We start from the raw sequence: 17,955 nt of genomic DNA, 5'->3' as shown, positions 1-17,955 counted from the left end.
GGTAGCCCGCCTTTTATTTTAAGGATGTGCTTTAGTAAGGACGCCGCGTCTGCCAGCATTTTTGATGCCAGTGGCGACGTTCTTCAATGGCTCGCTCTCGTCCAAACATATGGTCATCCTGCCACGCCACGAGATGGGCAACCCCTGGCTTAATCTGCCGGTGACAGCCGGGACATTTGTAGGTCTTGAGGGCATTGACGGACGCGATATAGGCAACAAACCAGTCGCCATCGGCCGCCGATTCGATGCGCGGAGTGGGGTCAAGAATACGCGAAATATCGCGTCCTGATGCAGGACGCGGTTTCTGCCACTTGCTCAAATTTGAGGGGGTGCGCTTTCGATTATTTTTCTTGCCCATACAACCAATCTTCGCATACTTACAGTTCCTGCGGCATTATGCATCTCACGCATCAGCTGATCATTGCGACATAGAAACCACAAACACGATGCGCTAAGGTTGTACGGTGCGTTTAGTAATTGCAACTTGCTCAGTAGATTATGAAGGTCGACTTCGTGCCCATTTGCCCCGCGCCAAGCGCTTGCTCATGGTCAAGAACGACGGCTCAGTGCTCATCCACTCAGATGGCGGCTCCTATAAGCCTCTCAACTGGATGAGCCCTCCTGCGCGCTTGCATATCGCACCGCGCGAGGAATTCGAGGGCACTACCATCGGCGAAGATATGGATGCCGATGTCAAAGAGCTGTGGACGGTTCAAGCAGCTAAAACCGATGACCGTTTAGTAATTCGCATCTACGATAAAGAACATGATTCTGCACATGAGCTGGGTATTGATCCCGGTCTCATCAAAGACGGTGTCGAAGCTGATTTGCAGCGTCTGTTAGCTGAACAGATTGAAATCCTCGGCACCGGCCATCAGTTAGTACGACGCGAATATCCCACTGCCATCGGCCCTGTCGATATTCTGGCGCGCGATGTCAATGGTGCTACGGTTGCGATCGAGCTCAAACGTGTGGGTGATATTGACGGCGTTGAGCAGCTCACCCGTTACTTGGAACTTCTCAATCGCGATCCCCTCTTGCGTCCGGTCAAGGGAATTTTCGCAGCACAGCGCATTAAGCCGCAGGCACGCACGCTCGCAGAAGACCGCGGTATTCGTTGTGTATCGCTAGACTACGATGCGATGCGCGGTGTAGACGATGTAGAGGCACGCCTGTTCTAAATACAGCGCCGGAGCTGGGTGTTAGTTGCGCGTTTTGGTGAACTCTCCAGCACGGGTGCGCCTACTGGCGTTCATCACCAACAGAACCGTCGATAGCCTCACGTAAAAAGTCTGCGTGTCCCAGGTGACGTGCCCACTCCTCCACGAGGTGCACAGCCACCCACCGGATATTCACGATTTCGCCTTCAGCAGCTAAAATTTTATCGTCCCAATTTCGGGTAGACAGTAGCTCATGTGTCTTTTTACACGATTCTAAAAGCCCTGTCACAAGGCTTTCAGTGTCTTGTTCTAACGCCCAATGAAACTCAGCATCTGCATCCTGCGTGAAATCAAGGTGGCTCCATTGCGGCATCTTGTCTCTGCCTTGAACTCTCTCTTCACGCCAATAGTCCTCCACCCACCACAGATGAGCTATCAAAGACTTGAGCGTCAAGCTGGACGGCTTGACCCGGCAGTTAAGGTCGCGATCAGAGAGTACACTTCCATCAGCATGGACGAGTTTGTTGAAAAATACTTGCTGCTGATCAGCGAGAAACCCAAGTATAGTTTGCTTCTCATCAGAAAGCAGCGGCGGTTCTTCTAGGGTCATCATTTCTAAGCTCACGATATTTCAGTATAGTTTTCAAATCCCCAGGTATATCAAAGCGCCCACCTTCAATCGGAGTGTGGGCGCTTTGATAAAGACTTCTAAGATTAGATCTTAGCGTGCTTAGCTGCGATGGTAACGCGATCGTTAGAGACGGTCAAAAAACCTTCGTGCAAACGAGTCGTCACCTTTTCACCGCTGACGGGTTGGATCAAGAGTTCGCCGTCTTCAGCAAGCAGCGCGCAGGTAGGAATGTGGCCTGCCATGATGCCGATATCACCGTTACGGGTGCGTGCTCGAACATACTTAGCTTCGCCTACCCACACGACTGATTCGCGGGATACGACCTCTACCTTGAGCGCCATGATTACTTAGCTCCAGTCTTAGCCTTGAGTTCTTCGTACTGGCGCATAACATCGTCCATGCCACCAATGTTGAAGAACGCCTGCTCGGGGATGTGGTCCACATCGCCGTTGCAAATCATCTGGAACGACTCGATGGTGTCCTTGAGCGGAACAGTTGAACCCTCAACACCGGTGAACTGCTTTGCAGTGTAGGTGTTCTGTGAAAGGAACTGCTCGATACGACGCGCACGAGAAACAACAACCTTCTGCTCTTCAGAAAGCTCGTCAACGCCAAGAATCGCGATGATGTCCTGGAGTTCCTTGTTTTCCTGAAGGATTGCGCGAACCTTGATTGCGGTGTCGTAGTGTTCCTGACCAATGTACTGGGGGTCAAGAATACGTGAGGTTGAAGTCAAGGGGTCAATCGCCGGGTACAAACCACGTGATGCGATATCACGTGAAAGCTCGGTGGTTGCATCCAAGTGCGCGAAGGTGGTTGCAGGTGCCGGGTCGGTGTAGTCATCCGCGGGAACGTAAATTGCCTGCATCGAGGTAATGGAGTGACCGCGAGTTGAGGTAATACGTTCCTGCAACAGACCCATTTCGTCTGCAAGGTTAGGCTGGTAACCCACAGCTGAAGGCATACGGCCAAGAAGGGTTGAAACCTCTGAACCTGCCTGGGTAAAGCGGAAGATGTTGTCGATGAAGAGCAGAACGTCCTGGTTCTGAACGTCGCGGAAGTACTCCGCCATGGTCAAACCGGTCAACGCTACGCGAAGACGAGTTCCAGGGGGTTCATCCATCTGGCCGAACACAAGGGCGGTGTCTTTAAGAACGCCCGCTTCTTCCATTTCAACCCAGAGGTCGTTACCTTCACGGGTACGCTCGCCCACGCCAGTGAACACTGAGGTACCACCGAAGTTACGAGCAACACGGGTAATCATTTCCTGAATCAAAACGGTCTTACCAACGCCTGCACCACCGAACAGACCAATCTTACCGCCCTTGATGTAGGGGGTCAGAAGGTCGATGGACTTGATGCCGGTCTCCAGCATTTCGGTTGAACCCTCAAGTTCAGCGAAGCCGGGAGCTGAGCGGTGGATAGGCCAGTAGGTATCAGCCTTGATTTCATCGTTTGAAACATCCAGCGCATCACCGAGAACGTTGAAGAGGTGACCCTTGACAGCGTCGCCAACGGGAACGGTGATGGGTGCGCCTGTGTCCTGAATAAGCTGACCACGAACAAGACCGTCAGTTGCCTGCAGTGAAATCGCGCGAACGATTGAGTCACCGAGGTGCTGTGCGGTTTCGAAGGTGATCTTGCGGGTTTCACCGTTGACTGTGAGGTCAGTGGTGAGCGCGTTGTAGATGTCCGGAACCTGACCGGCGGGGAATTCTACGTCGATCACAGGTCCGATAACTCGGGCAATACGACCGGTAGCGCCGCCAGTCGGCTGAGTAGCCGATTCATTCAAAGTGGCAGTCATTTTTCTCACTTACCTGGTTAAGATTGAAGATTTGGTTGAAGCAATTTTCGTAAAAATGCTTAGGAGGCGAGGGCGTCCGCGCCACTAACAATTTCCGAAAGCTCCTGAGTAATCGCAGCCTGACGAGCGTTGTTCATCAATCGCTTGTACTTCTTGATGAGCTCGTCGGCGTTATCGCCAGCAGACTTCATTGCACGCTGGCGAGATGCCAACTCAGACGCTGCTGCTTCAAGCAGACATGCGTACAGTCGTGAAGCGATGTAACGGGGCAAGAGTTCATCAAGAACTTCTTGCGGGCTAGGCTCGAATTCGAAGGCAGAATTCTGGGTGAACTGGTCGTCCTCAAGCTGCTGGCCAGGAACAATCTGCTCACCAAAATCGCGTGCCTCAGCAACGGCCAAAGGCAACAGGCGCAAAATCGTGGTTTCCTGAGTAACCATTGATACGAACTCGGTGTACACGATGTGCAAATCGTCAACGCCGCCCTGCTCGTAGGGACGCGAGTATGCATCAAGCAACGCATCGCGGATCTCTACGGCCATATCAATATTGGGGTTATCAGTATTGCCCTCCCATGCGCGTTCGTATGAACGTTCACGGAAATCAAAGTATGACTTTGCCTTGCGACCTACGAGGTACAACTGCACCTCGCGACCCTCGGAACGCAACTTCTCAATCAAGGATTCAGTCTTTTTCAAAACTGATGCCGAGTATGAACCTGCAAGACCGCGGTCAGATGCCAAAACCAAGACAGCTGAGCGACGCGAGTTCGCACTGCGGTTGATGAGCGGATGCGAAATTGAGTTCTGTGTCGCAATAGCAGTTACAGCCTTAGTCAACGCATCTGCGTAGGGGCTAGCTGCATCTGCACTTTTACGAGCCTTGTTAATACGTGAGGTCGCGATCATCTCCATCGCCTTGAAGATTTTCTTCATAGACGATGTCGAAGCAATCTTTTGACGGTAAACCCTAATCTGGGCTCCCATGAAGCTTCCTTTCTGATCCGGTGTAGTTTGTGGCTCACCGTGACGATGAGCCACAAACTACATGATCAATAATCGCTAACCGATGGTTTCCTGTGACACGTCAGAGTCAGAAGCAGGCTGGAATTCTTCATGACCAGCTGCAACCAAGTGGCTTGAACCCTCTGAACGGAAGTCACGCTTGACAACCTCAACAGCGTCCTTAAGAGCTGCCAGAGTGTCGTCTTCAAGCTTGCCTGAAGCACCGATGCTATCGAGAACTGAGGTGCTACGACGCAGGTAGTCAATGAACTCAGATTCGAAACGCAAAACGTCTGAAACTTCCAGGTGATCCAGGTGACCGTTGGTACCTGCCCAGATTGAAACAACCTGCTCTTCAACTGCGTACGGGGTGTACTGCGGCTGACGCAGAAGTTCCATCAAACGAGCACCACGAGTGAGCTGCTGCTTTGAAGCGTCGTCCAAGTCAGATGCAAACATTGCGAATGCTTCCATTGAACGGTACTGAGCGAGCTCAAGCTTGAGGGTACCTGAAACCTTCTTCATTGCCTTTGTCTGCGCAGCACCACCAACGCGTGAAACCGAGACACCCACGTCAACTGCGGGACGCTGGTTAGCGTTGAAGAGGTCTGACTGCAAGAAGATCTGACCGTCAGTAATTGAAATAACGTTGGTCGGAATGAAGGCTGAAACGTCGTTAGCCTTAGTTTCAATGATCGGGAAGCCGGTCATTGAACCTGCACCGAGTTCGTCTGACAGCTTTGCACAACGCTCAAGAAGGCGTGAGTGCAAGTAGAAGACGTCACCGGGGTAAGCTTCGCGTCCCGGCGGGCGGCGAAGAAGAAGCGACACTGCACGGTAAGCTTCTGCCTGCTTTGACAAATCGTCAAAGATGATCAGAACGTGCTTGCCGCCGTACATCCAGTGCTGACCGATTGCTGAACCGGTGTAGGGTGCCAAGTACTTGAAGCCAGCAGCATCTGATGCGGGTGATGCAACAATGGTGGTGTATTCAAGTGCACCCTGTGCCTCAAGGGTTGAGCGAACTGATGCGATGGTTGATGCCTTCTGGCCAACAGCCACGTAGATGCAACGAACCTGCTTGTTGACGTCGCCCGATTCCCAGTTAGCTTTCTGGTTCAGAATTGCGTCAACAGCGATAGCGGTCTTACCGGTCTGGCGGTCACCAATGATGAGCTGGCGCTGACCACGACCAATCGGAATCATTGCGTCGATAGCCTTGAGACCGGTCTGCAAAGGTTCGTGAACTGACTTACGCATGGTAACGCCGGGTGCCTGGAGCTCCAGTGCGCGGCGGCCTTCAGCGTTGATGGGACCGAGGTCGTCAATGGGCTGACCCAGGGGATCAACTACACGACCAAGGAATTCATCACCCACAGGAACAGACAGAACCTCACCGGTGCGGTGAACTGCCTGGCCCTCTTCGATACCGGTGAAGTCACCCAAGATGATGACACCGATTTCGCGGGTATCCAAGTTTTGTGCAAGGCCCAAAGTGCCGTCTTCAAAGCGAAGCAGCTCATTAGCCATTACTGAGGGAAGTCCCTCGACACGTGCGATGCCGTCGGACGCGGTTGCTACGCGACCCACCTCAACACGTTCTACGTTGCCGGGTTCGTAAGACGCCGCGAACTCATTCAGCGCATTACGGACGTCATCGGCGTTGATGGTCAAATCGGCCATCTTGTGTCCCTGCTCTCCTAATTTGTGGTTCTGTACCGATATACATCAGTTAGAACCTAATCTTGCTTGTGTGTTTTTCACGAAAACAGTCACCCATTGACTTTTTCGTGAAGAACAAACGAGTTGTATCTTCTAAATCACCGTCTGCCTGCACAGAGGTCACCCGTTGGGTGTTACGCGACTGCTCGATCCAGATCTGAAAGGCGGTTTGAGACGGTACCGTCTACAACCTCGTCCCCTACCTGAACACGCAAACCACCAATAACTGAAGGATCGATAGTGATATCGAGTTTCAGGTTGCGGTTGTAGACGCGGTTCAAAGAATTCTGGAGTTTCAGAATCTGAGCGTCAGACAGCGGACGTGCAGCGGTAACGCGTGCAATCCAACGGTTCTGGCGCTTGACGATGATTTCCACGAACTTTTGTGCAAGGCGCGATGCGGTGGTACCGCGTGAATGTGCGCCTGCACGTTCGAGCAAGAGCTTGCCTTCAGCAGTGGGGTTTACGCCACCGAGTGAAACTGCAAGCTTCTGCTTTGCTTCATTACTTGCTCGGCCATCGGAAAGGGCCGCCTGAGCCTCTGCAGAAGAATCAACAATATTGATAAAGGTCAATAGTTCGTTGACCACTGCTTCAAGTGCATCAGCGCCACCACGAGCTTCTGCACCAGCTGCCGCTGCTACAACCGCTACGTTTTCCAGTGCATCAGCAAAGTCTCTCTCTTCGCTCCAACGCTGTTCAGCAGCAGCTGAGACTACGTTGAAGGTTGATTCAGAGACTTTACCGGTGAACAAAGCCTTGACGATTCCAGCGCGTGCTGCAGGCTCGCGGGAAGAATCAATCAGAGCGCGGCGCAGACTGCCGTCGCGGTCAACAAGGTCAACCACAGCAAACAGCTCTTCTGCAAGTTGGGTGGGGTTCTGGTCTACGTTAGTGTGCAGAACCTCTTCCACCTTCTTCAGTGATTCAGTCGATACTCCTGTCATTACCGAGTAGCACCTGCATTTCGCTGCTCGGTTTCAAGGTCAGCAAGAAAACGATCGACCACGCGGTTTGATCGCTCATCATCGTTGAGTGACTCGCCAACAATCTTGCCAGCCAGCGCAGTTGCCAGGGTTCCTACCTCACTGCGAAGTGAGATGAGAGCTGCTGAGCGCTCTGCTTCGATTGTCTTCTGAGCGTTGTCGGTGATGCGAGTAGCCTCGACAGTTGCACGCTGCTTGTAGTCGGCGAGAATAGCTTCGCCTTCTGCACGTGCTTCTTCGCGAATCTTCTGAGCTTCCAGACGAGCACTTTCGAGCTGCTGGTTGTACTCTGCGCGAGCCGCGGCTGCCTCTGCCTGAGCCTTTTCAGCCTTGGCAAGACCACCCTCAATTGCTTCTTTACGGTCCTGATAGATCGATTCGAACATCGGGACAACGTACTTGGTGACGATGAAAAGGAGGATCAGGAACCCAATGGCGGTAATGGCGATTTCCCAGATATTCGGGAGCAGGGGGTTGGTGTGACCCTCCTCAGCTGCCATCAGATATGACATAGGGAATTTTCCTGTTCTCTAGTAAGTACGGTCAGTGATTGGCGTCTGGATTAGACGATGAAGGCAAGCACGAGGCCGAGAATAGCCAAAGCTTCAACAACCGCGAAGCCCATGAACAGCATCGGCTGCAGGGTGCGCTGTGATTCGGGCTGGCGTGCAACGCTGGTCATGTATGCAGCGAAGATCAGACCTACGCCGATACCGCCACCGATTGAAGCGAGACCGTAACCAATAGCACTCAGTGAACCGGTGATTTCCATTGTGTTTCCTTTCAACAGCGTTCAAACGTACGGGATGTGTGTGCTTGAACGGAGCTTTTATGAGGGTATATAACACTCGCCTAGATGCGAGTTGCTTTATTCGTTGCGGGGTTCCGCAAGAAAACTTTATTAGTGACCTTCTGAAACTGAACCCTGAAGGTATACAGCAAGCAGAAGGGTGAAGATGTAAGCCTGGATAACCTGAATCATCAACTCTAGGAAGAAGAGGAACAGACCCAAAGCGGTAGGAGCAATAGCTCCAACAGCGGCGATACCACCGAGCTGAGTTGCCATGTAAGCAACGAGTGAGGCTGCAACCATCATTGCCAAGTGACCACCGAACATGGTCGCGAACAGACGCAATGCGTGAGTAACGGGACGAATGATGAGGTTAGACAGCAGTTCGATCGGGACGAGGATGATGTATAGAACCGGGGGCACGCCGGGAGGCATGGTGAGGTCCTTGAAGAAGGCACCCAGCCCCTTGCGCTTGATGCCAACGCCAACCCACACCAAAAACGCAATAATTGCGATTGCGTATGCGCTACCTGCGTGAGAGAAGGACGGCAACTGAACCAGAGGAATTGAGCCGTACAGGTTGTTCACCAAAACAAAGAAGAAAGAGGTGAATAGTAAAGGCACAAATGGCTTGAAGTGGTGAACACCAATCAACTGCTTACCCAATGAGTTACGTGTGAACAGATAACCTGACTCAGCCAAGAACTGGGTGCGTGAAGGCACCATCGCCCGCTTGCGACCAGCGGCGAGGAAGAACCAGCTCACGATGACAACTGAAAGCAGAACAAGAAGCATCTGCTTGCCAAAGCCAAACGAACCGATTTGGAAGAAGTCGGGAAGATGCATTTCTTCTACAGTGGGCGCGGTATACCCCGCTGCGACAACTAGCCCGTTTGAAATCAAGGCAAGTTCCTTTCTTGCAGTGTGCGTACGCTGTAGTTGACTGCATCCATTGCAGACAACGTCGTATTGTCAAAGTTTGATGTGTATGGCCAATAAAAATCAGCGTTTATGATCTGAATTGCTCTGCGACATGTAGTAATAGACAAGATAAAACCCGCCAAAAGCACCAATAAGTGCCCCTACCCAAACAATCCATGTGGTTCCAAAAAGCTTGTCAAGCCCAAAGCCTACCAAACTCCAGAAAGCAATGCCGATTATGACATAGAGAAGTGTCATGATTGCACCGGATAATCCGCCGCCAGAGACCAGCTCCCCCGTGGTACGAAGTTTAACTTTGTCTGCATCCTGGTAATGTGAACGAGTCACGTCTAATCTCCCAAATGCTTCGCGGCTGAACCGTCATGGTCATCAAAGTACAAAATTCTCATTTTCATGATGGTTATCATTTCCACGACAAGCCAAACTGTCACGGCACAAATAGCTCCAGCAAGCATCCAACCGTTTTTAATAGCTGATGGCCAAGAAAACCCTAACAGAGCGATTCCCAAAACGAACACCTTTACTACATAGGTTGCTACTAGAGCGCGTGCTGCATTCGCCATAGAACGACGTTCTGTAATGGAGACTACAACAATACCAATACTAAAGCATAGATAGATTAAAAGTGAACCCGCCAAAAATGCCAAGGAACCTTCGTATCCCCTAGTAACTCCGCCGATCGCTAGCCCTAGCAGGGTGACTGCCCCTAAATACTTACTCACGTTGAGAAAAATATTTTTCCACGATATTCCAGAGCCGATAGAAGCCGCTGAACCGCTAACGCTCACGTCGCGTCACTTTCCTCAAAAAAGTAGGTAACGACAGGTAGCCTGCGATGATTAGAACGACCGCAAGCCCCGCCCAGACAGCTTGCTGAGTCTGGAACGGCAAGGCAACGATCGTAATGATGGAGACCAGTGCAGATACGCCGTTGACGATGAGGGCACTCCCAATATGCGAAACACCATAGTCAGTGAGTTGCTGATACACATGGGTGCGATGCGGTTTGTACCATTGCTCGCCTCGCAGCATGCGCTTGAGAAGCGTAAAACCGGTATCTGCCAAATAAATCAACACCGGAGAGAGAATGTACTCTACGTAGATACCTGCTAAGAATGCACCAACTGCCATGCAAGCGATAGCTCCACCCAGGAAGTAAGAACCAGCGTCCCCCAAAAATACGTTTTTACCCGTGCGGACATTCCAGGGTAAGAAAGCTGTGTATCCTGCGGCCAGTGCCGCGCCACCCACCATCAACCACTGGGTATCTGTCTGCACACCTGCATAAGCGTAAAAAACGCCAACCATCAAGCCGTGCAAACCCGAAATGCCGTTGACGCCATCCATAAAGTTCGCCACATTGATGTAGGCAGCAATGGCAAATACACCTACCGGAATCCACCAGATAGCCGTATTCAAAATGAAGGTCAGAGCTACGGTCACCGCAATGCCAATGAGCAACTGGACGCTGAAGCGTTTGAGAATGCCCACGCCTCGCAAATCCTCAAACCAACCCAGGATGCCAGCAAGCACAGCCCCAGCAAGCACTACCAGTGCCACTGAACGGTCAACAGCGATCAGCCCCAGCAACAACGACACAAAATACGTAGCAGCTACCGCGATAGCAGTAGCTAATCCCATGCCGCGAAAGGCCGGCTCACTATGAGATGAACGAGCGGTTGGCAAATCAACTAAGTTCCAGCGGTGGAGAAGAGGTCGCACAGCAAATGGCAACAGCAACCCCAGAACACCGGCGCACAGCGCAGGGAAAACCAGTGAAAAGTTCATGTTATACTCCCCTACTTCTTCACGGTGTAGGTGCGATGATCAAGGTAGTTCTCGTACCATGCTGAGTAATCCAAGGATGCCGGGCTCTTCGGCTCAGCATGAGTGTGAGAAATAAACGGGTTACGATCACTTACTTCAAAGTCCTCGCTCTGCCCGAACAACACCTCATCGAGTTTTTCACCGGCTCTTAATCCGGTGACCTTAATTTCCACGTCATAGCGTTCGTAAGTACGAATCAGATTTTCAGCAACGTTATAAATTTTGACGGGTTCGCCCATGTCAAGGACCATCACCTCCCCAGGAGCACCGATCGCCCCTGCCGTCATCACCAGCAAACAAGCATCCGGAATAAGCATGAAGTAGCGGGTAGCCTCCATATCGGTGACCGTAATCGGACCGCCATCCATAATCTGACGGGTGAACAGCGGCTTGATCGAACCTCGAGAGCCAAACACGTTGCCAAATCGCACCGATACGTAGCGTTTGCCCGTTTGATCGCCAAACCAGCTGGTCAACATCTCAGCAGTCAGTTTTGACTGACCTAAAGCGGTAGTGGGGTCTGCAGCTTTATCGGTTGAAACATTCACGAAAACTTCAACCTCTACTTCAGATGCAGCCTGAAGAACATTTCGAGTTCCCAAGGTATTGGTTTTCCACGCTTCTTCGGGGTATGCCTCAAGAGCGGTCACATGCTTGAGTGCAGCCGCGTGAAATACAACCTCAGGTTTACGTTCAGAAAAAACTTTATGCAAGGCGTCCTGATCACGAATATCAGCCAAGATTACTGACGGATCGTTCAGATTAGAATCGCCCCAAATGGTGTAACGGGTATCCATCAAAAGAGTTTCATCACGATCCAGCATCATGAGTTCTGACGGATTGTAATCAACAATTTGACGGCACAGCTCAGAACCAATCGATCCCCCCGCGCCAGTCACCAACACTCGCTTACCGGTGATGTACGAACGGATGTCCTCATCTTTAATCTGATAGTCAATCTTGCCGCGAATACCCTCAATGACGTGACGATTGATATCTTTCACGTTATCTTCGTTGAGACCAGAGATATTGGACAGAATGTTTTTTACCCGATAGACATCTACGCCAAGCTCGCGCATGGACTGACGGATTCGCGAAAATTTGGTGTCACGAATATCCGTCATCGCCACGAACACTTTGGTCGCGTGGTAGCGCTTGACCAGCGATGGCAAATCAGCTCCGGTACCCAACACTGACACTGACTGGATGCGAGCATTTCGCAATGAAGGATCATCATCGACAATAGCTACGGGACGGTAGGTGCCGTTAGTATCCGACATCAAATTGGACACCAGTGCACGTCCTACAAAACCTGCACCGTACACAATCACCGGTTCAGAATGTTCGTAGCTGGGACGGTTGGTGAAGTCCTCGATAATACGCTTGATATAGCGCAGAACCATCATCAACAGCAGCGCAAAGGGGAAGGCGATTAGAATGACCGAGCGAGGCACATCAATATGCCACGCAAACATCAGCAAAATTCCCAGCATCAGAACCGTTACCACAACGGTCACCGGGTAGAGAATCTTACCCTCGGCAAAAGAACCGTAGCTGTAGCGTCCTCGATACAAACCGCAGGCAGCGCCAATACCAATCTGCAAAGCAATAGCCGTCACGATGACAATGAGGATTCCGCTAGGGCTAATTGCTCCCAGATGCCCACCATAGCGCAAGGCAAAGCCAATAGGCAGAGCAACCATCCAAGCTACTGAGTCAAGCAGAACCTGAACATACTTCCACCAGGTTTTACGTTCATATCCCGTATTCACGACGGGAACTGTTGTGGTGTTTACGTTTTCAGGCACCGTTATTTTCCTTTACGAAATACCGTGACAGCGTTCTTGTTTTGCCCGATGAGCTTTCGGTACAAGTTCTTGCGTAGCTCAACAGGCATAGCTCGATATCCCACTCTAACTACCATATTTTTAACCAGCTGAGGCGCAGAAATAAACTCACCCGTGTATAAGCGGTGCTGGATTTCTATATCTTTTGAGAGGGCTTGTGCCCCACCGCGACGCTGGTAGGCTCCTTCACCGACACGGTACTTCACGAGGGGAACCGTCAGGTTGTCCATGCGGTACCCGCGCTGGGTGAGCCGAGCCCACAGCCAGTAATCTTCCGCTCCGGTAACATGCTCATAACCGCCCACGGCATCCACTGCTGATTTACGCAAAACCACGGTGGGGTGCATGATGGGGTTACGAGTCATCAAGACTTTTTTCAGTTTTTCACTACCCGTTAGTGCTTCTCGCGAAGTTTCCGGGGCATCGGATTTCCCATCGAATTCAACCATCGCAGAACCTAGTACTGCCAAGTTGCCAGCTGCTATCACAGGAATCTGCTGTTCAAAACGGGCGGGCAACGAGATATCGTCGGCATCTGCTCGTGCCACAATATCGTAGGAGCAGTAACGAAGGCCCTCGTTCAATGCTGCCGCTAACCCCGCGTTGTAGGGCAAAGTCACCACGGTCATAGGGCAGATTTCACCGGCGGTTGAACGAGACTTCCAGCGCTCAATTTCTTCTGCTAGCTCGCGTGAAATTTCACCGTCCACGACAAGTACCAGCTCATCTGGTCGTACTGTCTGCTCATCAATACTTGACATCAAAGCTTGCTGTAGGTGATGCGCAGTGTCACCGGAATAAACGCTCATGAGAAGCGAAAACTTCTGCTCAACCGGCTCTAGATGATGAGCTGTCAGCGGTAGCTGAGGTTCATAGACGCCCTGCAAAAACGCCGTGTTGTCTCTAAAGTTCCGCGCCGCATCCTTAAGCCCCTGTAGAAGGTAGCCCACGTAGGTTCTCTTCTCGGCGGTATTGAGCAAGGTGGTGACCCACAGTCGGGCAGTTGAACCGCCGTAGAGAACCTTCTCCCATGAGGCCAGAGTACGGCGACGGGTAAAGACCCATAGCTTATTACGCACATCATTATAAAAACGAGGGCCGGGATCAGAATTCGTGTTCCCTGCGTTTTTAGTATGATGCCACGCCACCGATTGATCAGTTGAAATACCGTCGCGGTGGTGAATCAGACGCGTTGAATATTCAAAATCATCGTTCCAGATAAAGAACTCTGCAATGGGCAGACCGTATTGACGCATGACGGTAGCATCCATGAGCAAAGAAACAAAAGAACCCGAGCGAATGGGGCGAGCGCCTACAGCCTGCGCCCGTTCGTGACGCTTAGAGCCTGCGGCAAACATGGTACGCGGCGTGTTCATGGGGTGGTCGGTGCCGTCATCCCACACCACTTTAGACGCGACAACCGCAGGACGCTGAAGCCGTACAGGTGAATAGTTCTCCCACGCCGCAAGAGATTCTGCCAATGTGTTGTCAGTAGGTTCGGTGTCATCGTCCATAACCCACACTAAATCAGCGCGGTGTTGAGTGAGCGCGCGATCAATACCAACAGTAAAACCACCGGCACCGCCCGTATTCTTGGACAGGTTGATAATATCTACCGCTACGGGGAGGTCTAACTCTGCCAAGTACTGAGCGGTCTCATCGGTCGAAGCGTTATTAACAATCACCACAGTATCGGGCACGCGCTGAGCTTCAATAATGCCAGAAATGGTCTTCTTGAGAAGCTCTAGACGGTTGTAGGTGACGACGACAGCAACCACACGATCATGCAACACAGGTAGTTCATGTGCATACGAATCCACTAATACCTGTGAATGGTTCTGCATAGGTTACCCAATACCTTTCTGGATCTTCTGACAGTAGCTACGTGCTGCGACGCTGTTGCGCTCAACGTGGTTCAAGAATTGTGCTTTGGTGAGCCAGTATTTAGTAGCTGTAGTAAGTTTACCCAAACTGTCTGAATAGATTCTGTCTAAATCTCAGATTTCCGTGGAGTACACCGGACAAGTCTTCGTGGTTTTGCCCTCATTATATGCAAGAGTTGAAGGTAAGTATTCAAGGTATCGCGTTTTATATCGTAATGCCACAATCTAAGGAGCTACCTACCCTATGAGTTCTTCCTCCTGGAAAGTTATCGGTGCGAGCGGTTTTGTGGGGTCTTCCATTCTTGCCCGTTTACGTGCCGAGGGTATCGATGCTGATCCTATCGAAGCACCTCGTCTTGCAACCCACACCACGAATGTGCAGCAACTCGTCAAAGAGGCTCGCAACCTTGAATCGATTATCGATAATTTAGCGGATTCTTTTGCCGGTGCTGAAGTTATTGTGAATGCTTCCGGTCTTGCGGCTCCTTCTCAGCAAGATGCCGCTCCACTCATCGGCGCGAACGCTCTTTTGCCGGCTGTTATCGCTATCGCGGCTCAGCGTACAGGTGTTAAGCGACTGATCCACATGAGTTCGGCAGCGGTGCAGGGTAATACTAAAACGTTGGATGCGTCCCCTCGCACCGATCCCTTCTCTGAGTACTCTTTCTCTAAGGCTTTGGGTGAAGAAGCGCTACTCTACTTGCGTGCTTTTATTCAGGAGACCGCAGCTGCTGGTGTAGCGCCCGGCTCTGAGCAGTCACAGTTTCCTGCCGCTCCAGCTGCTGCACCTGTTCAGGTTTCAGCTCACCATGCACTAGAGCTGTGTATTATTCGCGCAACTTCTGTGATGGGCCGTGGCCGTCGTACCACCGAAGCTTTTGCGAAAATCGCGTCCTCTCCCCTGGCTTCCGTCGCTTCTGGTGATCGCAAGTCACCGATTACCTCAAACTATGCACTGGCAGAATTCACCGTCATGATTGGCCAGTTCCAGGGTGAGCTACCGCCCATCGTTTTGCAACCGTGGGAAGGCGCTACCACCTCTAGCGTGCTCATGGATGCAGGGCGCCGTTTTCCGCTCCGCCTTCCGGCTGCTCTCTGCAAGGTTGCGGTCTCAACCGGCTACGCCGTGTCACGCGCCTGTGGTGACCGTTTTCAGGCACCGGTACGCCGAGTAGAGCTGATGTGGTTTGGGCAAGACCAAGATGACTCGTGGACGCGCGCCAACTCTTTGGTTCCGACCTCTCGAGTCAGCGAAGTTTTGCGCGATGCCCATACTGCTCTTGGCAAAAAGCAGGATAAAAAGTACAGCAAATAATGAAAAATTCATAAAAAATACGGGGCGTTATCGCATCTAGCGATAACGCCCCGTATTTTTGTGTCGGCCAGGAATTCTTAGTCTTCGCCGAAAACTAAAGCGCGTGCGTCAGACACTGACAGAGGTTTTGTCTGATCTGAGACTCGTTTGGTATCGACAAAGTGCGCGCCCTCGGTGCGCAACTGATCAATAGCTTGTGTTTGAGCCCCTGAAGCGGTGACCAGACCATTGAGGGGACTACCCGCTGACACTGGTGCCGCCTGACGGGCAGGCTTGATAGGTTCTACCGCGTCGTCATGGGGTGAGCCTGAATCTTTGCTCTCAGTTTCACCTGCCTGTGACTGCTCAACCGAGGATGCGGCAACGCTACCACCAGCATTTTGAAGTGAGGACTGGGCTGCCTGTCGCTTTTGCTCCTCCCATTCATCACGCGTCATAACGCTGGGAGCAACGGAACGAATTTCTGCTAGCGAGATAGCACCTTCTCGCACTACTACCGGGACATCGCCGGTGCAGTCAATAATGGTGGAAGGTGCAACATCTTGAGCCGCTGTGCCTTCAGCGCGGTTGCGTGGACGCATACCACCGTCGATGATGAGGTTGACGTTCTCACCCAATTGGCTGTTTGCTTCTTCAGCGGTAGTAGCGGCAGTACGTCCGGTCTTATTAGCTGATGAGACCGCCAGCGGCCCGGTCTGACGCAGCAACTCAATAGTGAGCTCATCATCGGGTACACGCAAAGCTACGGTGCCCTTGGTCTCGCCAAGATCCCAGGTCAACGAGGGCTGAGCATGACAAATCAGAGTCAAGGCACCGGGCCAAAAAGCATCGGCCAATGCCTGCGCATCGGACGAGATGCGATCAGCCAGCCCGGGCAATACCGAAGGATCATAGATCAAAACAGGAGGAGGCATTTGACGAGAGCGTCCCTTAGCAGCCAGCAAGGCGCGAACGCCACCGGCTGAAAAAGCATCGGCTGCAATGCCGTAAACAGTATCCGTGGGTACGACAATGACCCTGCCACCCTGCACGGCAGTAGCTGCCGCTGACAGTGCCTCGGCGCGTTCTTCAGAAGTCTCAACAGAAAAAATAGTTGCAGTCACGATTTCCATTCTTCCACGAAAATTAAGGAAGCCAAATCTCTTTCAGCTTATCCCAAGGGTTTGCGGCCGGCAGTGTGTCTCGGTTTACCCGCTAAATCATCAATCGATTGCACACCGGTAAACCCGAGATTCTTGAAGAGGGAGGCAGCAAGCTCACGTTGCGTTTCTGCGTGTTCCATTATGGCAAACCCACCGGGTTTCAGTAACTGATAAGCCCGATTCGCAATAGCTGAAGGTATCTTCATCCCGTCTTCGCTACCGCCAAAAAGCGCCAAGTGCGGATCGTGATCGCGCACCTCGGGGTCTTTAGGCACAGCCCCATTTGGAATGTAGGGAGGGTTCGTCACCACCACATCAACTTCACCGACCAGATGCTCAAGAGCATCAGTCGCATCCCCCTGAACCAGCTGAACACCCACAGGCTCAAGATTCAGCGCTGCCCAAGCACAAGCATCCTCGCTCAGTTCAACAGCGAACACCTGAGAACCAGGTATTTCAGTTGCTACAGAGGCAGCGATTGCGCCGGATCCTGTACATAAATCAACAACGACCGGATTTTCCAGGCTACGGAATCGCATATAGTCCAGGACATGATCAACCAGCAGTTCAGTCTCAGGACGCGGGGTAAAGACGCCGGGCCCCACTCTTAGCGTCAAATGCCTGAAGTATGCCTGTCCCGTCAAGTGCTGTAGCGGCACCCTCGCGCCGCGTTCGCTAACCAGTTCAGCAAAACCAGCAGGAACAGCAGTACCTGTAAGAGCCATGGACTGGATGCGTCCACGAGAGACGTCCTCCCCCAACTCACTCGACACAAGATGCGCAGCAATCAACTGTGCATCCACAAAACCAGAATCAATACCGGCGCTCTGAAGATACGCGCCAGCCCGGCGAAGGGCTGAATCAAGCTCTTCACCGGGCTGATACACAAAATCGCTCAC

At 51.9% G+C, this 17,955-nt stretch carries 19 protein-coding genes; 2 read left to right on the top strand and 17 right to left on the bottom strand.

Annotation, left to right across the window (positions count from 1 at the left end):
* Positions 1-31 precede the first annotated feature (31 nt).
* The gene (locus tag IDM49_RS04700; RefSeq protein ID WP_190725198.1) at positions 32-358 is read right to left on the bottom strand and encodes an ATP/GTP-binding protein; all 327 of its coding nucleotides are present in this window, start codon (positions 356-358) and stop codon (positions 32-34) included.
* A gap of 106 nt (positions 359-464) precedes the next feature.
* Here IDM49_RS04700 and nucS point away from each other — a divergent pair, with 106 nt between their 5' ends.
* Positions 465-1,181: an endonuclease NucS gene (gene nucS, locus IDM49_RS04695; protein WP_168613701.1), complete on the top strand. Its 717-nt coding sequence runs from the start codon at positions 465-467 to the stop codon at positions 1,179-1,181.
* A 61-nt stretch (positions 1,182-1,242) separates the two neighbouring features.
* Here nucS and IDM49_RS04690 read toward each other — a convergent pair whose 3' ends face one another.
* The 14 genes from IDM49_RS04690 to IDM49_RS04625 all read right to left on the bottom strand — a co-directional run bounded on the left by IDM49_RS04690 (position 1,243) and on the right by IDM49_RS04625 (position 14,560).
* A complete protein-coding gene (locus tag IDM49_RS04690; protein ID WP_190725197.1) occupies positions 1,243-1,785 on the bottom strand; it encodes a mycothiol transferase in 543 nt (180 codons plus the stop codon).
* An 89-nt stretch (positions 1,786-1,874) separates the two neighbouring features.
* Entirely contained in the window at positions 1,875-2,132 is a 258-nt protein-coding gene (locus IDM49_RS04685; RefSeq protein WP_168613703.1) for a F0F1 ATP synthase subunit epsilon, read from the bottom strand.
* A 2-nt stretch (positions 2,133-2,134) separates the two neighbouring features.
* Positions 2,135-3,598, bottom strand: a complete 1,464-nt coding sequence (gene atpD / locus IDM49_RS04680; protein WP_168613704.1) for a F0F1 ATP synthase subunit beta — start codon at positions 3,596-3,598, stop codon at positions 2,135-2,137.
* Positions 3,599-3,657: 59 nt separating this feature from the next.
* The gene (locus IDM49_RS04675; RefSeq protein ID WP_168613705.1) at positions 3,658-4,584 is read right to left on the bottom strand and encodes a F0F1 ATP synthase subunit gamma; all 927 of its coding nucleotides are present in this window, start codon (positions 4,582-4,584) and stop codon (positions 3,658-3,660) included.
* A 75-nt stretch (positions 4,585-4,659) separates the two neighbouring features.
* Positions 4,660-6,285, bottom strand: a complete 1,626-nt coding sequence (gene atpA, locus IDM49_RS04670; protein ID WP_190725196.1) for a F0F1 ATP synthase subunit alpha — start codon at positions 6,283-6,285, stop codon at positions 4,660-4,662.
* A gap of 173 nt (positions 6,286-6,458) precedes the next feature.
* Positions 6,459-7,271 (bottom strand): F0F1 ATP synthase subunit delta, encoded by an 813-nt coding sequence (locus IDM49_RS04665; protein WP_168613707.1) that lies wholly within the window; start codon positions 7,269-7,271, stop codon positions 6,459-6,461.
* Complete coding sequence (locus tag IDM49_RS04660; protein WP_168613708.1) at positions 7,271-7,822, bottom strand: F0F1 ATP synthase subunit B; 552 nt, start codon at positions 7,820-7,822, stop codon at positions 7,271-7,273. The genes IDM49_RS04665 and IDM49_RS04660 overlap by 1 nt, the downstream gene beginning before the upstream one ends.
* Positions 7,823-7,872: 50 nt before the next feature.
* The gene (atpE, locus tag IDM49_RS04655; protein ID WP_190725195.1) at positions 7,873-8,082 is read right to left on the bottom strand and encodes an ATP synthase F0 subunit C; all 210 of its coding nucleotides are present in this window, start codon (positions 8,080-8,082) and stop codon (positions 7,873-7,875) included.
* Positions 8,083-8,211: 129 nt separating this feature from the next.
* Complete coding sequence (gene atpB / locus IDM49_RS04650; RefSeq protein WP_168613710.1) at positions 8,212-9,003, bottom strand: F0F1 ATP synthase subunit A; 792 nt, start codon at positions 9,001-9,003, stop codon at positions 8,212-8,214.
* Between the two features lie 99 nt (positions 9,004-9,102).
* Positions 9,103-9,369, bottom strand: coding sequence for a DUF2339 domain-containing protein (locus tag IDM49_RS04645; RefSeq protein WP_190725194.1), 267 nt, complete (start codon positions 9,367-9,369; stop codon positions 9,103-9,105).
* 2 nt (positions 9,370-9,371) lie between these two features.
* On the bottom strand, positions 9,372-9,830 hold the full coding sequence (locus IDM49_RS04640) for a hypothetical protein (protein WP_168613712.1): 459 nt from the start codon (positions 9,828-9,830) through the stop codon (positions 9,372-9,374).
* Positions 9,820-10,830 (bottom strand): MraY family glycosyltransferase, encoded by a 1,011-nt coding sequence (locus IDM49_RS04635; RefSeq protein WP_190725193.1) that lies wholly within the window; start codon positions 10,828-10,830, stop codon positions 9,820-9,822. The genes IDM49_RS04640 and IDM49_RS04635 overlap by 11 nt, the downstream gene beginning before the upstream one ends.
* A gap of 11 nt (positions 10,831-10,841) precedes the next feature.
* Positions 10,842-12,677, bottom strand: a complete 1,836-nt coding sequence (locus IDM49_RS04630) for a nucleoside-diphosphate sugar epimerase/dehydratase (RefSeq protein WP_228008194.1) — start codon at positions 12,675-12,677, stop codon at positions 10,842-10,844.
* Positions 12,678-12,679: 2 nt separating this feature from the next.
* Positions 12,680-14,560 (bottom strand): glycosyltransferase, encoded by a 1,881-nt coding sequence (locus tag IDM49_RS04625; RefSeq protein ID WP_190725192.1) that lies wholly within the window; start codon positions 14,558-14,560, stop codon positions 12,680-12,682.
* Positions 14,561-14,843: 283 nt separating this feature from the next.
* Between IDM49_RS04625 and IDM49_RS04620 the strand changes: the two genes are divergently transcribed.
* Positions 14,844-15,914, top strand: coding sequence for an NAD-dependent epimerase/dehydratase family protein (locus IDM49_RS04620; protein WP_168613715.1), 1,071 nt, complete (start codon positions 14,844-14,846; stop codon positions 15,912-15,914).
* A gap of 77 nt (positions 15,915-15,991) precedes the next feature.
* On the opposite strand, the gene IDM49_RS04615 is transcribed toward IDM49_RS04620, so the two are convergent.
* Entirely contained in the window at positions 15,992-17,017 is a 1,026-nt protein-coding gene (locus IDM49_RS04615) for an L-threonylcarbamoyladenylate synthase (RefSeq protein ID WP_228008193.1), read from the bottom strand.
* Positions 17,018-17,064: 47 nt separating this feature from the next.
* Complete coding sequence (gene prmC, locus IDM49_RS04610) at positions 17,065-17,955, bottom strand: peptide chain release factor N(5)-glutamine methyltransferase (protein WP_190725191.1); 891 nt, start codon at positions 17,953-17,955, stop codon at positions 17,065-17,067.

Origin of the sequence: Rothia terrae (assembly GCF_014705925.2) — a bacterium.
Taxonomy (GTDB): Bacteria; Actinomycetota; Actinomycetes; order Actinomycetales; family Micrococcaceae; genus Rothia; species Rothia terrae.
The sequence above is the reverse complement of the archived record's forward strand: the minus strand, read 5'-3'. Positions and strand labels throughout refer to the sequence as shown.

What these genes read in the sequence shown, in the direction of transcription:
- IDM49_RS04700 (WP_190725198.1), bottom strand. Translation starts at nt 358, where the DNA reads ATGGGCAAGAAAAATAATCGAAAGCGCACCCCCTCAAATTTGAGCAAG.
- IDM49_RS04685 (WP_168613703.1), bottom strand. Translation starts at nt 2,132, where the DNA reads ATGGCGCTCAAGGTAGAGGTCGTATCCCGCGAATCAGTCGTGTGGGTA.
- atpD (WP_168613704.1), bottom strand. Translation starts at nt 3,598, where the DNA reads ATGACTGCCACTTTGAATGAATCGGCTACTCAGCCGACTGGCGGCGCT.
- IDM49_RS04675 (WP_168613705.1), bottom strand. Translation starts at nt 4,584, where the DNA reads ATGGGAGCCCAGATTAGGGTTTACCGTCAAAAGATTGCTTCGACATCG.
- atpA (WP_190725196.1), bottom strand. Translation starts at nt 6,285, where the DNA reads ATGGCCGATTTGACCATCAACGCCGATGACGTCCGTAATGCGCTGAAT.
- IDM49_RS04665 (WP_168613707.1), bottom strand. Translation starts at nt 7,271, where the DNA reads ATGACAGGAGTATCGACTGAATCACTGAAGAAGGTGGAAGAGGTTCTG.
- IDM49_RS04660 (WP_168613708.1), bottom strand. Translation starts at nt 7,822, where the DNA reads ATGTCATATCTGATGGCAGCTGAGGAGGGTCACACCAACCCCCTGCTC.
- atpE (WP_190725195.1), bottom strand. Translation starts at nt 8,082, where the DNA reads ATGGAAATCACCGGTTCACTGAGTGCTATTGGTTACGGTCTCGCTTCA.
- IDM49_RS04635 (WP_190725193.1), bottom strand. Translation starts at nt 10,830, where the DNA reads ATGAACTTTTCACTGGTTTTCCCTGCGCTGTGCGCCGGTGTTCTGGGG.
- IDM49_RS04625 (WP_190725192.1), bottom strand. Translation starts at nt 14,560, where the DNA reads ATGCAGAACCATTCACAGGTATTAGTGGATTCGTATGCACATGAACTA.
- IDM49_RS04620 (WP_168613715.1), top strand. Translation starts at nt 14,844, where the DNA reads ATGAGTTCTTCCTCCTGGAAAGTTATCGGTGCGAGCGGTTTTGTGGGG.